Origin of the sequence: Streptomyces triticisoli (assembly GCF_003270085.1) — a bacterium.
Lineage (GTDB): Bacteria > Actinomycetota > Actinomycetes > Streptomycetales > Streptomycetaceae > Streptomyces > Streptomyces triticisoli.
Genome location: NZ_QFDQ01000271.1, coordinates 1 through 15,674, shown reverse-complemented (window position 1 = coordinate 15,674; position 15,674 = coordinate 1). Strand labels below are relative to the sequence as shown.

17 protein-coding genes and 2 pseudogenes are annotated in these 15,674 nt (G+C 73.2%); 6 read left to right on the top strand and 13 right to left on the bottom strand.

Annotated elements, in window-relative coordinates; translation table 11 throughout:
• The first annotated feature begins 500 nt into the window (after positions 1-500).
• Entirely contained in the window at positions 501-2,480 is a 1,980-nt protein-coding gene (locus DEP02_RS30820) for an N-acetylmuramoyl-L-alanine amidase (protein WP_112470963.1), read from the top strand.
• A gap of 59 nt (positions 2,481-2,539) precedes the next feature.
• Here the strand turns inward: DEP02_RS30820 and DEP02_RS30815 are convergent, their stop codons facing one another.
• From DEP02_RS30815 to DEP02_RS30770, 9 genes and pseudogenes are all read right to left on the bottom strand, one after another.
• Positions 2,540-3,037 (bottom strand): hypothetical protein, encoded by a 498-nt coding sequence (locus DEP02_RS30815; protein ID WP_112470962.1) that lies wholly within the window; start codon positions 3,035-3,037, stop codon positions 2,540-2,542.
• 139 nt (positions 3,038-3,176) lie between these two features.
• Positions 3,177-4,082, bottom strand: coding sequence for a universal stress protein (locus DEP02_RS30810; RefSeq protein WP_112470961.1), 906 nt, complete (start codon positions 4,080-4,082; stop codon positions 3,177-3,179).
• Between the two features lie 136 nt (positions 4,083-4,218).
• Positions 4,219-4,461 (bottom strand): DUF397 domain-containing protein, encoded by a 243-nt coding sequence (locus DEP02_RS30805; protein WP_112470960.1) that lies wholly within the window; start codon positions 4,459-4,461, stop codon positions 4,219-4,221.
• 325 nt (positions 4,462-4,786) lie between these two features.
• A pseudogene (locus DEP02_RS30795) lies at positions 4,787-5,367 on the bottom strand (GNAT family N-acetyltransferase).
• The gene (locus tag DEP02_RS30790; protein ID WP_112470958.1) at positions 5,364-6,881 is read right to left on the bottom strand and encodes an acyl-CoA synthetase; all 1,518 of its coding nucleotides are present in this window, start codon (positions 6,879-6,881) and stop codon (positions 5,364-5,366) included. The pseudogene DEP02_RS30795 and the gene DEP02_RS30790 overlap by 4 nt, the downstream one beginning before the upstream one ends.
• Positions 6,882-7,013: 132 nt before the next feature.
• Positions 7,014-7,205 carry a DUF2795 domain-containing protein gene (locus DEP02_RS30785; protein ID WP_112470957.1) on the bottom strand — a complete coding sequence of 64 codons (192 nt, stop codon included), beginning with the start codon at positions 7,203-7,205 and terminating at the stop codon, positions 7,014-7,016.
• A gap of 96 nt (positions 7,206-7,301) precedes the next feature.
• Entirely contained in the window at positions 7,302-8,870 is a 1,569-nt protein-coding gene (locus DEP02_RS30780) for a phytoene desaturase family protein (RefSeq protein ID WP_112470956.1), read from the bottom strand.
• Positions 8,871-8,949: 79 nt separating this feature from the next.
• Complete coding sequence (locus DEP02_RS30775) at positions 8,950-9,756, bottom strand: oxygenase MpaB family protein (RefSeq protein WP_269809388.1); 807 nt, start codon at positions 9,754-9,756, stop codon at positions 8,950-8,952.
• Between the two features lie 65 nt (positions 9,757-9,821).
• The gene (locus DEP02_RS30770) at positions 9,822-10,220 is read right to left on the bottom strand and encodes a four-helix bundle copper-binding protein (RefSeq protein ID WP_112470955.1); all 399 of its coding nucleotides are present in this window, start codon (positions 10,218-10,220) and stop codon (positions 9,822-9,824) included.
• Positions 10,221-10,353: 133 nt separating this feature from the next.
• Between DEP02_RS30770 and DEP02_RS30765 the strand changes: the two genes are divergently transcribed.
• The 3 genes from DEP02_RS30765 to DEP02_RS34210 all read left to right on the top strand — a co-directional run bounded on the left by DEP02_RS30765 (position 10,354) and on the right by DEP02_RS34210 (position 11,581).
• Positions 10,354-10,758 (top strand): ChaB family protein, encoded by a 405-nt coding sequence (locus DEP02_RS30765; RefSeq protein WP_112470954.1) that lies wholly within the window; start codon positions 10,354-10,356, stop codon positions 10,756-10,758.
• 38 nt (positions 10,759-10,796) lie between these two features.
• Positions 10,797-11,165, top strand: a complete 369-nt coding sequence (locus tag DEP02_RS30760; RefSeq protein WP_112470953.1) for a DUF6479 family protein — start codon at positions 10,797-10,799, stop codon at positions 11,163-11,165.
• A 65-nt stretch (positions 11,166-11,230) separates the two neighbouring features.
• Entirely contained in the window at positions 11,231-11,581 is a 351-nt protein-coding gene (locus DEP02_RS34210) for a DUF8129 domain-containing protein (protein WP_198668673.1), read from the top strand.
• On the opposite strand, the pseudogene DEP02_RS34205 reads toward DEP02_RS34210, so the two are convergent.
• Positions 11,579-12,067 (bottom strand): annotated as a pseudogene (locus DEP02_RS34205) (cbb3-type cytochrome c oxidase subunit I); the annotation flags it as partial. The gene DEP02_RS34210 and the pseudogene DEP02_RS34205 sit on opposite strands and share 3 nt — an antisense overlap.
• Positions 12,068-12,387: 320 nt before the next feature.
• On the opposite strand from DEP02_RS34205, the gene DEP02_RS30750 reads away from it, so the two are divergent.
• Both DEP02_RS30750 and DEP02_RS30745 read left to right on the top strand, forming a co-directional pair.
• Complete coding sequence (locus DEP02_RS30750; protein ID WP_332872020.1) at positions 12,388-13,095, top strand: ribonuclease BN; 708 nt, start codon at positions 12,388-12,390, stop codon at positions 13,093-13,095.
• A gap of 67 nt (positions 13,096-13,162) precedes the next feature.
• Positions 13,163-13,654, top strand: a complete 492-nt coding sequence (locus DEP02_RS30745; RefSeq protein ID WP_112470964.1) for a DUF1360 domain-containing protein — start codon at positions 13,163-13,165, stop codon at positions 13,652-13,654.
• Between the two features lie 10 nt (positions 13,655-13,664).
• On the opposite strand, the gene DEP02_RS30740 is transcribed toward DEP02_RS30745, so the two are convergent.
• The 3 genes from DEP02_RS30740 to DEP02_RS30730 form a co-directional block, all read right to left on the bottom strand.
• Positions 13,665-14,141, bottom strand: coding sequence for a hemerythrin domain-containing protein (locus tag DEP02_RS30740; protein ID WP_112470950.1), 477 nt, complete (start codon positions 14,139-14,141; stop codon positions 13,665-13,667).
• Between the two features lie 44 nt (positions 14,142-14,185).
• Positions 14,186-15,172: an Acg family FMN-binding oxidoreductase gene (locus DEP02_RS30735; protein WP_112470949.1), complete on the bottom strand. Its 987-nt coding sequence runs from the start codon at positions 15,170-15,172 to the stop codon at positions 14,186-14,188.
• A 173-nt stretch (positions 15,173-15,345) separates the two neighbouring features.
• On the bottom strand, positions 15,346-15,674 hold a 329-nt coding region (locus DEP02_RS30730), incomplete at its 5' end, for a universal stress protein (RefSeq protein WP_198668672.1).

Below are 15,674 nucleotides of genomic sequence, written 5' to 3'. Positions count from 1 at the left end.
CCGGGCCGCACGGGCCCCGTCCGGCCCGCCCCCGCCCGCTCCCCACCGCGGGCTCTGCCCGGGGCCGTCGGCCCCATCCCGCTCCCGCTCCGCGCTCGCCCCGGCTTCTGGGCCTCCGGGCGGCCCGCCGCCCACCTCGCTCCGCCTCGGTCCCGACCCGGTCCCGCACTGGGCTCCGCTTTCGGGCTGCCGCACGGCCGCCCCTCACCGTCTCCCCGATCGGCTGGGCTCGCGGCCCGCCGCTCAGCGCGGTCCTCGGCCCGCCTTCCTCCCCTCTTCCGGTCCCCCTTTTTCGGAGCAGCGTCTCCCCGGGGCCACTGGTGTACGCCACTGACGCCGCGCAGGCCTCGCGGACGTCCGGCTGAAACTCGCCGGGGAGGCCGTTGACGTGGGAATTCTCCTTCTCTCGCGCATGATTGACGGATCGTCGGACAGCCGGTACCACTGACCCACGCCGGCCCCGCACGCCCCGTCACGCCCGAGCGCACCAGGAGGCTTCCTTGCGAGGATCCGTCACCGACCCCAGACCCGTGCCGGGAGGCAGACGTGCGCGCGGCGCGGCGAGTGTCATCGCCTCGGCGGCGCTGCTGTTACCGCTGCTGGGTGCCGCGCCGTCCGCGGGCGCGACCGTGGACGACACCGGGCGGCTGCAGCGGGCGTTCGCTTCCGCGTCGGCCGAGTACCACGTGCCGCTCAGCGTGCTGATGGGTGTGTCGTATCTGCAGTCCCGGTGGGACGGGCACGGCGGCGCGCCGAGCGTGACCGGCGGCTACGGGCCGATGCACCTCACCGACGCGCGCACCGCCCTCGCCGGGGCCCCGCACCACAGCGAGGGCGCGGAAGACCCGCGCGGGGACGGCGCGCGTGCGGCCCTGCGCCCGGATGCGAGGGTGCCGGAGAACTCCGCGCTGCCCTCCCGGCTGAAGACCCTGACGAAGGCGGCCGAGCTGACCGGGATCCCCGCCGAGCGGCTGCGCGACGACGAGTCGGCGAACATCAGGGGCGGCGCGGCCCTGCTCGCGGCCGCCCAGAAGAAGCTCGGCGAGCCGCTGAGCGAGGACCCGGCCGACTGGTACGGCGCGGTGGCCCGGTTCTCCGGCGCGGACGACAGCACGACGGCGGCGGCGTACGCCAACGACGTCTACGACGTGATCCGCTCCGGTGAGCAGCGCGTCACCGACGCCGGACAGCGGGTCGTCCTGGCCTCGCTGCCCCGCCTCGCCCCCGACACCGCCCAGCTGGCCCGGACGGGTCTGCGCCGTGTCTCCGCGGCCGGTACGGAGTGTCCGGCCACGGTGTCCTGCGAGTGGATTCCGGCGCCGTACGAGGAGTTCGGCGGCGACGACTACGGCAACCACGACCTGGGCGACCGGCCGAAGTCGCAATCCATCCGGTACATCGTCATCCACGACACGGAAGGCCGCTGGGAGGGAGTCCTCAATCTCGTCCAGGACCCCACCTATGTGTCGTGGAACTACACGCTGCGCTCCACCGACGGGCACATCGCCCAGCATGTGAGGGCCAAGGACGTGGCCTGGCACGCGGGGAACTGGTACGTCAACGCCAAGTCGATCGGCCTGGAGCACGAGGGCTTCCTCGCCTCGCCGGACGCCTGGTACACGGAGGCGATGTACCGTGCCTCGGCGCGGCTGGTGAAGTACCTCGCCGGGAAGTACGGCATCCCGCTGGACCGGCAGCACATCCTCGGCCACGACACCGTTCCGGGGCCGACGGCCGGGAACATCCCGGGCATGCACACCGATCCGGGGCCGTACTGGGACTGGCGGCACTACTTCGAGCTGCTGGGCCGCCCCTTCGAGCCGACCGCGGGCAGGAACGGCGGCATGGTGACGATCCGCCCCGACTACGCCGCGAACCGGCCCGAGTACACGGGCTGCGTCACCCGCGGCGAGCCGTGCGCCACGCACGGCTCCGGCGCGGTGCGGCTGTACTCGCAGCCCGACACCTCCTCGCCGCTGATCAAGGACATCGGCCTGCGGCCGGACGGCGGTGACTCCACGATCGACGTGAACGACGTGGCCTCCCGGGTGGAGACCGGGCAGCAGTACGCGGTCGCCGGCCGGCAGGGCGACTGGACGGCGATCTGGTACCTGGGGCAGAAGGCCTGGTTCCAGAACCCGGCGAAGCAGCCGACGGCCGTGAACGCGGCCGGCTTCGTGGTGACGCCGAAGGCCGGGCTGGACAGCGTGCCCGTGTACGGGAGGGCGTACCCGGAGAAGGAGGCCTACCCGGCGGGCGTGCCCGTCCAGCCGGTGTCGCCGCTGCCGTACCAACTGCTCGCGGGCCAGAAGTACGTGGTGGGCGATCTGCTGCGGGGCGAGTACGACTACTCGGTCACCTTCACCACGGACTCGCACCGGGTGGTGATCGGCAAGGATCTGTACTACGAGATCCAGTTCGGCCACCGGGTGGCGTTCGTGCGGGCCGCCGACGTACGGATCCAGCCGTCGGTCCTGTAGCGGCGCCGGGGAGCACGAGGGGTCGGCCCTCAGGGGCCGACCCCTTGCGCCGCTTCCGGTCAGCCCTGCTGGAACAGCTCGGCGGGCAGTGGCTTGAGCAGGGCGTACAGGTCGTCGGTGATGGGGCGGTCCCAGGCGGCGATGGTCACCAGGACGCCGTCGCTGCGGTCGAACTGCACACAGGAGATCCGGCTCTCCGACAGCTTCAGCCGACGCACGATCAGCAGGTTGTCGCCCTGCAGCACCGGCGTGTCCTCGCTGCCGGCGACGGTGACCTCCTCGTCGTTGCCCAGGGCCAGCAGCAGTTGGGCGACCTCGAAGGGCATCTCGCCCTCGGCGACCTCGCGGGCCGGCGAGCCCTCGGGCAGGTTGCCGATGATCATCGCGGTGCCGCGGCCTCCGAACAGGTCGTAGCGCAGGAACACACCCTGGCAGGTGCCGTCGGGCGCGGGCAGCAGCCCGGCACCCAGGTTGCCGGGCCAGTCGCCCGGGTCCATGGCCAGTACGTCGAAGTCGGGCCCGGCGGGCGTGGCGCTGCGGCGACGGAGGAACGACATGTCGCCATGGTACGTGCCCCGGCCTGCCGTGCGACGTTCGGGCGGCCCTGGAACGGCGGTGGAATCACCCGGTCCGGCCGAGCGGTCCCGCGTGGCGGGGAAGAGGGCGGGTACGGCTGCCGTCGGCCCGTCGTCGCCGTCACTCCTGTGGGGGTGACGGGGGCACCACCGCGATGGGGCTCGCGGCGTGCAGCAGGACGGCCTGGGTGACCGAGCCCATCATGCGGGCCGGTGCCAGCAGGCGGCGGCGGTGGCGGCCGACCACGGTCAGTTCCGCGTCGCGGGAGGCGGTGACCAGGTACCCGGCCGCGTCTCCGGGTCCGACCCAGCACTCCGTCCGCACATCGGGGTGGCGGGCGCGGTGCGGGGCGAGGAGGCCCTCGACCAGGGTCCGGGTCTCGCTCTCCACGGCCTCCTGGTCGATCACGGGCGGGGCGATCTCGCCGGGCGCCATCCAGGTAGGGCCCGGCCACGGGTAGGCGGTGACCACCTGGAGCCGGGCCTCGCGCAGGACGGCCTCGGTGAAGGCGAGGGCGAGCGTGGCCTCGTCGGGGTTGTCGGCGTTCACGCCGACGACCACGCGGGGCCCGGGCCCGCCCGGCGCCTCGCCGTGCACCTCGCGGCCGGGCCGGGGCACCACGACGACCGGGCAGTCGGCGTCGCGGGCGGCGGCCAGGCCGTTGGAGCCGAGCAGCAGGCTGGCGAAGCCGCCGCGCCCGCGCGAGCCGAGCACCAACAGCTGGGCGGTGGCGCCGAGTTCGGGCAGCAGGGCGCCGGGCAGTCCGTCCAGTCCGGCGTACTCCACCTCGATATCCCGGGTGCGGCCTTCGAGGTGGGCGCGCACCTGGTCGAGCACCGGGTCGTCGTCGCCCCGGGGCGGTCCGGCGACCAGGACGGCGGTCTGGGCCCAGACCGCCGCGTACTGCCGCACATGGACGGCCCGCAGCCGCGCACCGCGCCTCCGGGCGGCGTCGAGGGCCCAGTCCAGGGCGCGCAGGCTGTCGTCGGAGCCGTCGACCGCGGCGACGACCGGTGGGGTGCTCATGGGTTCCTCTTCTCGGACGGCGGCCTTCCCGCGGGCCGGACTGGCGCAGCTGCCGGCCCGGGCGGGGATTTCAAGGTCATGTGTCCGAAAAAGCGAGGGGGACACCCCCGGCCCGGCGCCCCGGCTCGGCGTGATCTCAGGTGAGGTCGAACTGCCCCTCCCGGGCCCCCGACACGAACGCGCCCCACTCCGCGGGGGTGAAGATCAGGGAGGGGCTTTCCGGGCGACCGCTGTTGCGCATCGCGATGAACCCCTCGACAAAGGCGATCTGGACATCCCCCCGGCCACGGCTGCTGGACCGCCACTCGGCGTTGCTGAGATCCAGCTCCGGCTTGTCCCATCCCGCGAGCGGGTGCTGCTGGACAGTGCTCTCGGCCACGTCCGTGCTCCTCCCGATTCCGTCGTCCGCGGGCCAGCCTAGCGATCGCACCGGGCCGCCGACAGGTTGCGCGAGCGGGACCTTTCCCGGGGCCGCTCCCCCGCCGCCGGGGTCAGTCCGCCGGAGGCGGTGTGGCGGCGAGGCCTCGGCGAAGCAGCGGCCGACGGCCTCCCCGTCGGCCAGGCCTCCAGCACCGGGTACGTCCGCCCGCTCCGGCCCAGGTACGCGCAGCGCCTCCACGTCGTCGGCCTGCCGGTCGCAGCGGTACGTCGAGGGGTCCACGGGCTTCGCCGAGTCGCCGGTGCCGCGCAGGTGGTGGGCGAGGTCAGGCGGACCGTGGGCCTGTGCGGGTGAGCCGTGTGCGGATGTGGAGGTGGCCGTCGAGGGGGAAGGCGGGCGGCGCCGCGGGCAGGGTCCCGGCGAACTCGTACCCGCACTTCCGGGCGACGCGGCAGGACGCCGTGTTGTCCACCTGGTGCAGGAGTTCCAGGCGTGCCAGTCCCCCGTCGCCGAACGTGTCGAAGGCCCAGTCGGTCAACGCCCGCAGCGCCCGGGGCGCCACCCCCGGCCGCGCGCGTGCGCCGTGGTCCAGTAGCCGACCTCACCGGACACGGTGCCCGGGCCGACGCCCTTGAGCACGGCCTGACCCACCAACTGCTCCCGTCCGGCGGGCCCGAGGTCCTCCAGGACGGCGAACGCGAGGCGACTCCCGTCCTCCCAGTCCCGCTGCCGCTCCCGGATCCACCGAGCCGCGCCCGCCTCGTCGTCCACGGCCGGACTCGCCCAGCGGCGCAGGGCGTCGTCCCGGTACGCCTCGATCAGCCCGCCCGCGTCCGCCTCTGTCCAGGGGCGCAGGATCAGGCCGGGGACGGACAAGGTGGGTTCTGCCGGCAGGTGAGTGGTCACTTGTCACCGCACCTGTCCCGCAGTTCGCGCTTGAGGATCTTTCCGCTGGCGTTGCGGGGCAGTTCGGTCACGAAGAGGACCTTCTTGGGAGCCTTGAAGTGGGCCAGCTTTTCGCGGGTGTGGGCGATCAGTTCCGCCTCGGTGACCTCGCCGCGGGGGACGACGAAGGCGGTGACGGCCTCGATCCAGTGGTCGTCGGGGAGGCCGACCACGGCCGCCTCGGCGACCTGGGGGTGCGTGTACAGGGCGTCCTCGACCTGGCGGGAGGCGACCAGTACGCCACCGGAGTTGATGACGTCCTTCACCCGGTCGACGACCGTGTAGTAGCCGTGCGGGTCGCGGACCGCGAGGTCGCCGGAGCGGAACCAGCCGTCGCGGAAGGCCTCGGCGGTCTCCTCGGGCTTGTCCCAGTAGCCCTCGCACAACTGCGGGGAGCGGTAGACGACTTCGCCGGGTGTGCCGTCGGGCACATCCTTGCCGTCCTCGTCGACGACCCGGGCGTCCACGAAGAGCACCGGCCGCCCGCAGGAGTCCATCCGGCCCTTGTGCTCGTCGGGGCCCAGCACCATGGCCAGCGGGCCGATCTCGCTCTGGCCGAAGCAGTTGTGGAAGGCGAGCTTCGGCAGGCGTTCGCGCAGGCGTTCCAGGACCGGCACCGGCATGATCGACGCGCCGTAGTACGCCTTGCGCAGCCCTTCGAGGTTCCGGGTGGCGAAGTCGGGGCGGTTGGCCAGGCCGATCCACACCGTGGGCGGGGCGAACAGGCTGTCCGCGCGCCCGGCCTCGACGAGATCGAAGATCCGGTCGCCGTCGGGTGCGTCGAGAATGACGTTCGTGGCGCCCACGGCCAGGTACGGCAGCAGGAACACGTGCATCTGCGCCGAGTGGTAGAGCGGCAGTGAGTGGACGGGGCGGTCCCCCGCGCTGAGGTCGAGGGCGGTGATCGCGCTCAGGTACTCGTGGACCAGCGCCCGGTGGGTCATCATCGCGCCCTTGGGCAGGGCGGTGGTGCCGGAGGTGTAGAGCAGCTGCACCAGGTCGTCGGTGCGCGGCTCGGGGCCGTCGTACGGCGCCGCGGAGGGCAGCCGGGCGAGCAGCGAGTCGTCGGCCTCGCGCAGCGGCAACGTCCGTACGCCGGACGGCAGTCGTCCGGCCAGGTCCGGGTCGGTGAGGACCAGCGTGCTGCCGGACTGGCCGACGATGTAGGCGAGGTCGTCGCCGGTGAGGTTCTGGTTGACCGGTACGTGCACCAGGCCCGCGCGGGCGCAGGCGAGGAAGGCGATCAGATAGGCGTCGGAGTTGTGGCCGTAGGCGCCGACCCGGTCGCCGGGGTCGAGACCCTGGCCGAGCAGGACGTTCGCCGCGCGGGAGACGGCGTCGTCGAGTTCGGCGTACGTCCACGATCGCTCGCCGTACTCGACGGCGACCCGCGCCGGGGTGCGCCGGGCGCTGCGTCGCAGGACTCCGTCGACCGTGCTCCCGTGTCCGGTCCGTCCAGGCTGTCCAGGCGTCATGGCAGACGATCCTGGGCCCGCCGGGGGAGGAGGTCAAGAACCCGTACGCCCACCGGCAGCGCTGTGGGTCCGCCCCCCCCGGGGACGGGGCGGCGGACCCACACGGGATCTCGCGGACTCGGAAGGGGGCCGTCACTCGTTGAAGACGGCCTTCTGCACCTCGTTCGGTCCGTCGAAGTGGTCCTGCTTCAGTCCGTCGAGACGACTGACGATCTTCTCGCCGGCCTTGTTCTTGCGGGCACGTTCCACCAGGTGCTGCTTGTCCGTCGGGTAGTCCATGCCGCTGAGGGCCTTCTGCAGGTCGATCGGGCTGAGGTCGGCCATGGGAGCCTCCCGTGGGGGTGGTGCGGCCGTCCGCGGGGGCGGCCGGTCGTACGGATGCCTTCGCCCTGTCGGAGTGCCCCGCCCGGGCGGGAGCATTCAGCCGCCCGGACTTTCGAGGACCGCCATGGCCGCGTTGTGCCCGGGCACTCCGCTGACCCCGCCGCCGCGCACCGCGCCCGCGCCGCACAGCAGCACGTTGGCGTGCCGGGTCTCCACGCCCCAGCGGCCGGTGCCCTCCTGGGCGTACGGCCAGCTCAGCTCCCGGTGGAAGATGTTGCCGCCGGGCAGGCGCAGGTCCCGCTCCAGGTCCAGCGGGGTCTTCGCCTCGATGCAGGGCCGCCCCTCCGCGTCGGTCGCCAGGCAGTCGGCGAGCGGCTCGGCGAGGTGGGCGTCGAGCTGCGCGAGCGTCGACTCCAGCAGTTCCTCGCGGACGGCGTCGTTGTCGCGGGCGAAGAGCCGGGCGGGGGTGTGCAGGCCGAACAGGGTGAGCGTCTGGTAACCGTGTGCGACCAGGTCGGGGCCGAGGATCGTGGGGTCGGTCAGGGAGTGGCAGTAGATCTCGGAGGGCGGTGCGGCGGGCAGCTCGCCGGCCGCGGCCTGGGCGTGGGCGGTGGCCAGCTGCTCGTAGCCCTCGGCGATGTGGAAGGTGCCGGAGAAGGCCTCGCGCGGGTCGACAGAGGTGTCGCGGAGCCTGGGCAGCCGCTTGAGCAGCATGTTCACCTTCAGCTGGGCGCCTTCGGCGGGCTCGGGCGGGGTGTCGCCGGTCAGCGTGGCCAAGGCCTGCGGGGAGGCGTTCACCAGGACGTGCCGGGCACCGACAGTGCCCTCGCCGCCGCGGGTGCGGTAGGTGACCTCGGCGCTCCTGCCGTCGCTCGCCACCCGTACCGCCTCGTGGCCGGTGGCGATGACGGCGCCGGCCCGGCGCGCTGCGGCCGCGAGGGCGTCGGTCAGGGCGCCCATACCGCCGACGGGCACGTCCCAGTCGCCGGTGCCGCCACCGATGACGTGGTACAGGAAGCAGCGGTTCTGCGCCAGGGACGGGTCGTGGGCGTCGGCGAAGGTTCCGATGAGGGCGTCGGTGAGGACCACGCCGCGGACCAGGTCGTCGGCGAAGCGGTCCTCGACGGCGACGCCGATCGGCTCCTCGAACAGGATCCGCCAGGCCTCCTCGTCGTCGACGCGGCGGCGCAGCTCCTCGCGGGTGGGCAACGGCTCGGTGAGCGTGGGGAAGACCCGCCGGGCGAGGCGGCCGGTCATGCCGTAGAAGCGCTGCCAGGCCTCCCACTCGCGCTCGGAGCCGGTCAGCCGGGCGAACGCCTTGCGGGTACGCTCCTCTCCCCCGCCCACGAGCAGCCCGGTGGGCACACCGTCCCGTTCGACGGGCGTGTACGAGGAGACGGTGCGGGTGCGCAGCCGGAAGTCCAGGCCCAGATCCTGGACGATCTTGTGGGGCAGCAGGCTGACCAGGTAGGAGTAGCGGGACAGCCGGGCGTCGACGCCGGTGAAGGGGCGGGTGGAGACGGCCGCGCCGCCGGTGTGGTCCAGCCGTTCCAGCACGAGCACCGACCGTCCGGCCCGGGCCAGGTAGGCGGCGGCGACCAGCCCGTTGTGCCCTCCGCCGACGATGACGGCGTCGTACGTCCCGTGTGCCTCGTGTGCGCTCATGGTCCTTCGTAACACGCGGTGATCCACTTCGGCCAGGGTGCCGCCGCCCGGGGGAGGCACCGTCCGGCACGGCCGTCCGTCATCCGATCCTGTGCGGTGCGGGACGGGTCCGAGGCCCGAGCCTGGCCATCGCGCGGAGGATGTGTTTCGGCGGGAGCTGCCAACGCAGGCGTGCGGGGACACAGCGCAGCAGGGCGCCGGTGGCGCGCAGCCGGCGGGTGACGGTGGCGGGTGCGGGGGCCGGTCTGCCGTACAGCTCGTGGGCGTACGGCGGCAGAGAGGCGTACGCCAGTTGCGCCACGCGGCGCCACAGCACCTCCCGCGCCGGGACGAGCAGCGGGTGGGTCGGCGGCCGGAGCAGGAAGTCGTCGACGTCCCGTGCGTCGGCTCCGGCGGCCAGTTCGGGGCGCACCTTGTCGAAGTAGGCCGCGAGCTCCGCCCGGTCGGCGGGCACGGTGGCCGGGTCCAGGCCCACCAGACGAGCGCTCACGCGGTGTTCGGCGACGTAGCGGTCGGCCTGGGCGTCGGTGAGCGGGAAGCCGGAGCGGCGCAGCACGTGCAGATAGGAGTCGATCTCGGCGCAGTGCACCCACAGCAGCAGCTCGGGGGTGTCGATCCGGTAGCTCTCCCCCGTCTCCGGGTCGGTCGCCGAGAGCATGCTGTGGATCTTCCGCACCCGGGCACCGGCCTTCTCGGCGGCCTCGCTCGTCCCGTACGTCGTCGTCCCGACGAAGCCGGCCGTGCGCAGCAGCCGGCCCCAGGCGTCGCGCCGGAAGTCGGAGTTCTGCAGCACGCCGCGCACCGCGCGCGGATGGAGGGCCTGCAGGTACAGGGCCCGGATGCCGGCGACCCACATCATCGGGTCGCCGTGCAGGTTCCATGTCACGGATCTTGGACCGAACAGCCCGGGATCGCCCACGCCTCCAGGCTCCCACGTCGCTCCGCCGTGGGTCAGCCCAGGGTCGCCACGAAGTCCGAGCAGGCACGGGCCGTGGCCCGGCAGGCCTCGGCGGTCCGCTCGGCGCCCGGGTGCCGGTCGAAGACGTGCGCGCTCTCCAGGCAGACGGCCCGGCACCACTCCAGCTGGACGCGGATGCCGGACTCGTCCTGGCTGTTCTGCTCGGACAGCATCCGGCAGGTGGCGTCGCAGACCTCCGCGCACATGATGCCCTTGCGCCGCAGGAGTTCCTGCTCCTCGCTGCCGCCCGGATCCACCAGGCTCGCGCGCAGCGCACACGCCCGGGCGCACTCCGTGCATGCCTGTGCGCAGGCGAAGCGGTCCTCCAGGAACTGGATGAGTTCCTGCTGTTGCGCACTGGTCGAAGATGTCGTGGTCGATGTCGTAGTCACACCGCGCGGGTAGCCGGGGCCGCGGCCGCCAAACGCGGCGGCGGCAAGGGTTCCAGCCGTTTTCCGCCTCCTTCGCCGGGCACTCGTGCGGCCCGGGGGCAATGAGACGTGGACGAGTCATGGAGGTGGATCCGTGCCCGGACGACAGGAGCTGCCGTCGACGCTGGAGCGCTCCCCCGAGGACGCCCGGCACACCTGGATCAAGGCCCACGACTCCGCGGTGGAGGAGTACGGCGAGGGCGAGCGGGCGCACCGGGTGGCGTACGGCGCGCTCAAGCACAAGTACGAGAAGGTCGGCGACCACTGGGAGCGCAAGGAGGGCGGCCGCAAGGGCCCCTCGGACCCGCGGTCGGCCCGGCCCCGCGGGCAGGGCGGGCGCAGCGGCGAGGGCGTCGACGAGAGTGCGTCCAAGGAGCACCTGTACGACGTGGCCAAGCGCCTCGGCGTCGAGGGGCGCTCGAAGATGTCCAAGGGTGAGCTGCTGGACGCGATCCGCGAGGAGAACCGTTCGAGGACCCGGCGGGCACGCTCCGGGTGAGCGGGTTCGTGGCGGGGGCCAGGGGTACTCGCGGGGTCATGAATACCGCAATGCTGGACATCGCCGCGGCCCGGGACTACGCGGTCGGCATCTGGCCGTTCATCGTCGGTCTCTGCGTGCTGGCCCTGCTGATCGGCGCCTTCTGGCTGGGTGTACGCATCCGCCGCCGCGAGCCCGCCCCGCCGCGCCCGGAGGAGCAGCCGCGGCTGCCGGAGGGCGGCCCGGTCGGTGAGGTCCTGGAGAACCGCGAGCCCGACGAGGTGCCCAGGAGCCGTGACCGGCTGACCCCGCACCAGCTCAGGGAGCACGGCAACCTCGGGTCCCGCACGAGCCCGACGCGGACGCGTCCGCGCTGGGACGAGGGCAGCAGCGGTTCGTTCGGCAGCGGCGGGCCGGGCGGCCGCTGACCCCGCCGGCCCGAAGGCGAGGCCGTCGCACAGGGAGAGGCCGTCGCACAGAGAGAGTGAGATCCATGGCCGACGACCGCGACACCCTGCCCCTGCCCGACTACGACCATCTGCCCCTCGTCGCCCTGGAGAGCCGCGTGCGCTCACTGACCGTCGAGCAGGTCGAGGAACTGCTCGCCTACGAGCGCACCCACGCCGACCGGCTGCCGGTGACCGAGGTGCTGACCGCCCGTCTGGAGCAGCTCCAGGCGGGCGCCGAGCCGACCCGGGGCGACCCGGCCGCCCTGCGCCCCGAGCAGGGCGAGAGCCGCGCCGGCTCCCCGGTGACCCCCGTGACCTCGCCGGATCCGTTCGGCGCGCCGCCGCACGGCACCCCGGACCAGCGGGGCAAGCCGAAGGGCGACCGCCGCGCATAGGAGGCAAGTGGTCCGGAAGCCGAGCGACCACAGCATGGGGGGCTCGAAGGGCAGCGAACCCTTGCTCATGGTGCCGATCCAGTTGAAGAACTTCACCCCTGTCGGCACGGTGGTGAGGAACGACGTCAGGGAGAAGAACGGCAGCGGCACCGCCCCGGTGGCGAACATGTGGTGGGCCCACACCACCGCCGAGAGCACGGTGATCGCGAACAGCAGCATCATCACCGTGCCGTGAGTCGTGAACAGCTGGTTGTACTGCTCAGTGCTGGACAACCGCATTCCCGGACGGGCGAGTTCGGCCCGCATCAGCAGGGCGAGGACGCCGCCGAGGAGGAAGGACGAGAACGCCGTCGTCATGCGGAGGCCGCCGGTCACCTTGTGATCGGTCGTGGTGGCCCAGCGCATCAGGGCCCGTCCGAGTCCCGGGTTCGTCCGCTGCCGCGGCGCCCGGCGCCCCCGCCGCGCGGTCCTGCTGTCCACCGCCATGGGTCGGTGGACACCCGGGTCGGCCGCTCTCACGCCGCCCGTTCCCGCGCGCCGCCCGGGTGCGCCGGGCGGACCGGGTCGCGATGATGGGTTTGCGCGGCCGTGTGCCGGTCACCCGCGGCTCGGAGAGGAGGCCCCGTCGCCATGTCACGTCCGACTTCGTCCCGCCCGGCGGCGTCGCACGGCGCCGGTCACGGAGACGGACGCCCGCGGCGGCCGCGTTGAGTGAGCGGGGGTCCACCGAACGCCCGACGACGCACCTCGGGTGGGCCGTTGAGCTCTACCGGCGTGGTAAACGGCTGGAGCTCATGCACCGGGCGATGGGGTTCGCCACGCTCTCCCTGGTCACCCTGGCGCCCCTGCTGATCGTGGTGGCCGCGCTCGATCCCCTGCACCACGCCGGGTTCGCGCTGTGGCTGGTGGACGGCATGGACCTGTCCGGCCGGTCCTCCAAGGTGCTCACGCAGGTCTTCAACCCGCCGCTCAGGGTGGCCGCCACCACCAGCGTGTGGAGTCTGGTGCTGCTCCTCGTGTTCGGCGTGTCCTTCGCGTCGAGCGTGCAGAACGCCTACGAGCGGATCTGGCGGCTGCCCTCCGGCCCGTGGCACCGGATCTGGCGCCAGCTCGTCTGGCTGATCGTGCTGATGGCGTACCTGTACGGGCAGGTGCTCACCCGCACCGTGCTCGAGGGGACGTACCGGATGCTGATGAGCGTGGGCATCGGCGTGCTGTTCTTCTGGTGGGGTCCACACTTCTTCCTCGGCCACCAGGTGCGCTGGCGGCTGCTGTTCCCCGGTGCCGTCGCCACGATGATCGGTCTGGTGGGCCTGCGGACCTTCTCGTACCTGGTGTTCACCCCGCTGATCGTGACCAACGCGGTCAGCTACGGCGCCATCGGCACCATCCTGGTGGTGGAGTCCTGGCTGATCGGCGTGGGGTTCGTCGTCTACGGCGGCGCGCTGGTCGGCCATCTGTTCTGCGACCGGATGGGGCACCTGCTGCGGCACGAGGAAGCCGGCGACGAATGAGCCCGCACCCGGCGGGGCACTCGTGCCGGGCCACATGATCCTCACGACACCGGCCGGGGAGGCTGCCATGGCGGCCGCGGAGCGGTCCTACGACGAACAGGGCGAGGTACCCCTCGGCGGGTACGCCGCGCTGGCGGCGGCGTTCACGGCGGGCGCGGCGCTGTTCGCCGTGACGGCCCGCCGCCGGGACGTACGCCTGCCCGACCGGGTTCCGCCGTGGGACGTCGTCCTGCTGGGCGGGGCGACGTTCAAGGCGTCCCGGCTGCTGACCAAGGACAAGGTCACCAGCTTCCTGCGTGCCCCCTTCACCCGCCGCACCGACGACATCCCGGCCGGCGAGGTGACGGACGAACCGCGTGGCACCGGCGTCCGCCGCGCCGTCGGCGACCTCGTGTCCTGCCCCTTCTGCACCTCCGTCTGGGTCGCCGCCGGCCTGACCGCCGGCTACGCCTGCGTTCCCCGCGCCGCCCGTCTCGTCTGTGCCGGCCTGAGCGCCGTCACCGTCGCCGACTGGCTCCAGTACGCCTGGAGCTTCACGGAACGGCAGGCCGAGCGCTGAGCTTCCGCGCTCACGGGACCGAAGGCTGGGGTGTGCCGGAGGCCGCCCGGGTGCGTACCGCTTCGACGGTCTCCCACTGCTCGGTGCTCAGGAAGGCCAGGGCGGCGGGGAAGACGCCGTCCTGTTCCTTGAGGATGTGTTCACGCAGGAGTGCGAGCGCGTCGATGAGGCGGGCGGGCCATGCGGGGTCCGCCGGGACGCCGGTGGCGGCCTCGGCGAGTACCTGCTCGATACGGCGGTGCTCCGCCTCCAGTGCGGCGATCTTCTCGGGGAACTCCGGGGCGAGGGCGGGGAACAGGCCGTGCTCCTCCACCTCGGTGTGCGGGTCGAGCACGGAGGCGATCTGCCGGACCAGGTCCGCCATGCGGGCGATGTCGCCGTCCCGGTGGGCCTGTCGCACCCGGCCGACGAGGTTCACCACGGTCTCGTGCTCGCGGGTCAGCTCGTCGATCGATGCCAGGCTCTGGCAGCCGCAGTATTCGCACATCGGTCTGTTCTCCTTCTGTTCGGTGCGGTCCGACCGGTGCGGTCTCAGGTGAGTTCGAGGACCTCGCGGACCGGGCGGCGGGGGCTGGCGGGGCCGCCGGGTCCGTAGCCGAGGCGCAGCACCATCTGGACGTGGCCGCTGCCCGACACCGGGTCGCGGGCCAGCAGGCGCAGGTCCGGGCTCTCCAACGGGTGGGAGGTCAGGGAGGTGGCGAGGCCGGCCGAGGTCGCCTCCAGCAGGACCCGTTCCAGCGCCTGGCCGGCGAGCAGCCAGTCGGCCGGTGTGTCGCCGGGGGTGCTCAGCAGGGCCAGCTGCGGGTTGTGTTCGAAGTCGGCGGCACCGCGGTCGGCCACCGGCCGGCGGCCGGCGAAGTCGCGCAGCGGAGCCTTTCCGTCGCGGCGGTGGGGTCCGAAGGCGTACTCCGGGACGCCGTCGGTGGCGACGTCGGCCTCCGGGCCGAGCCGGGTCCAGTGCGTCAGATCCTCCCTGGTGTCGGGGTCCAGGGTCTCCCGGCCCTCCGCGTCGCGGACCAGTTCCAGTACGGCCTCGGTGTGCCAGCGTCCGGGGAAGAGCAGCTCGGCGCCCTCCCGGACCGCCGCCGCCCGCAGTGCGGCGCGGACGTCCTCCGGGATGTCCTGCTCGGCGAACGGGTAGCGGCTGGTGTGCCGCCTGGAGATCGCCGGGTGCAGTCGTCGTAGATCACCGTCGTTCGCGGCAGGCTCCACGAGGTGCACCGCGGCGAGCAGCAGCGGGTCCGCCGGATCGGGCAGCAGCCGGACCTCGGGAGTGAGACCGGCGTGCGCGGCGGCGACCCGCAGGTTGAACAGTGCCGCCCCGCATCCGATGTGCAGGGCCCGGTTGCCGGGGTCGGTCCGGTGCATGGCCCGCCGGAGGTCGGCGTACAGCAGGAGCAGGGTCTCGTCCGGCAGGAAGCGGAACCTCCAGGGCTGGGCGTTGTGCATGGACGGGGCGGCCGTGGCCTCGGCGACCAGCGTGGTCACCGTCGTGCTGTCGAGCTGTCGCGTGGCCATCGCAACCTCCTCGGGCCGGGCCGCCGTACGGCTGCCGGGATTCCGCTCACTGTGCGGCCCAGTGAACTCCTGTCCGGGCCTTTGCCGCATGAGCCGACCGGCCCGGAAATGAGGCCTTTCGTCCCGCTCGTCTCTTCTCCGGGTGGCCGGCCGCCCTGCCGTGCGGGCCGCGGTCAGGTGTGGGGGATCACCGCGACCGGCGGCATCGCGTGGCGCAGTACCGCGTCGGTGACCGGTCCGATGTGCGTGCCGAGCGCGCCCTGCCGGACCGTCCGTCCGACGACCAGCAGTGCGGCGTCCCTGGAGGCGTCGACCAGGTGGGCGCCGGCCTGGCCGATCACGGCCTGGGCGGTCACCGGCACACCGGGGAACTTCTCCTGCCAGGGGCGGAGCACATCGCCGAGCGGAGCGGTCACGGAGTCCGTCTCCGCGAGGCCGGCGCCGCCGGCGGGCTCGTCCGCCGGGCCGCGGCCGTGGACGACGCGGAGGGCGGTGCCGCGCC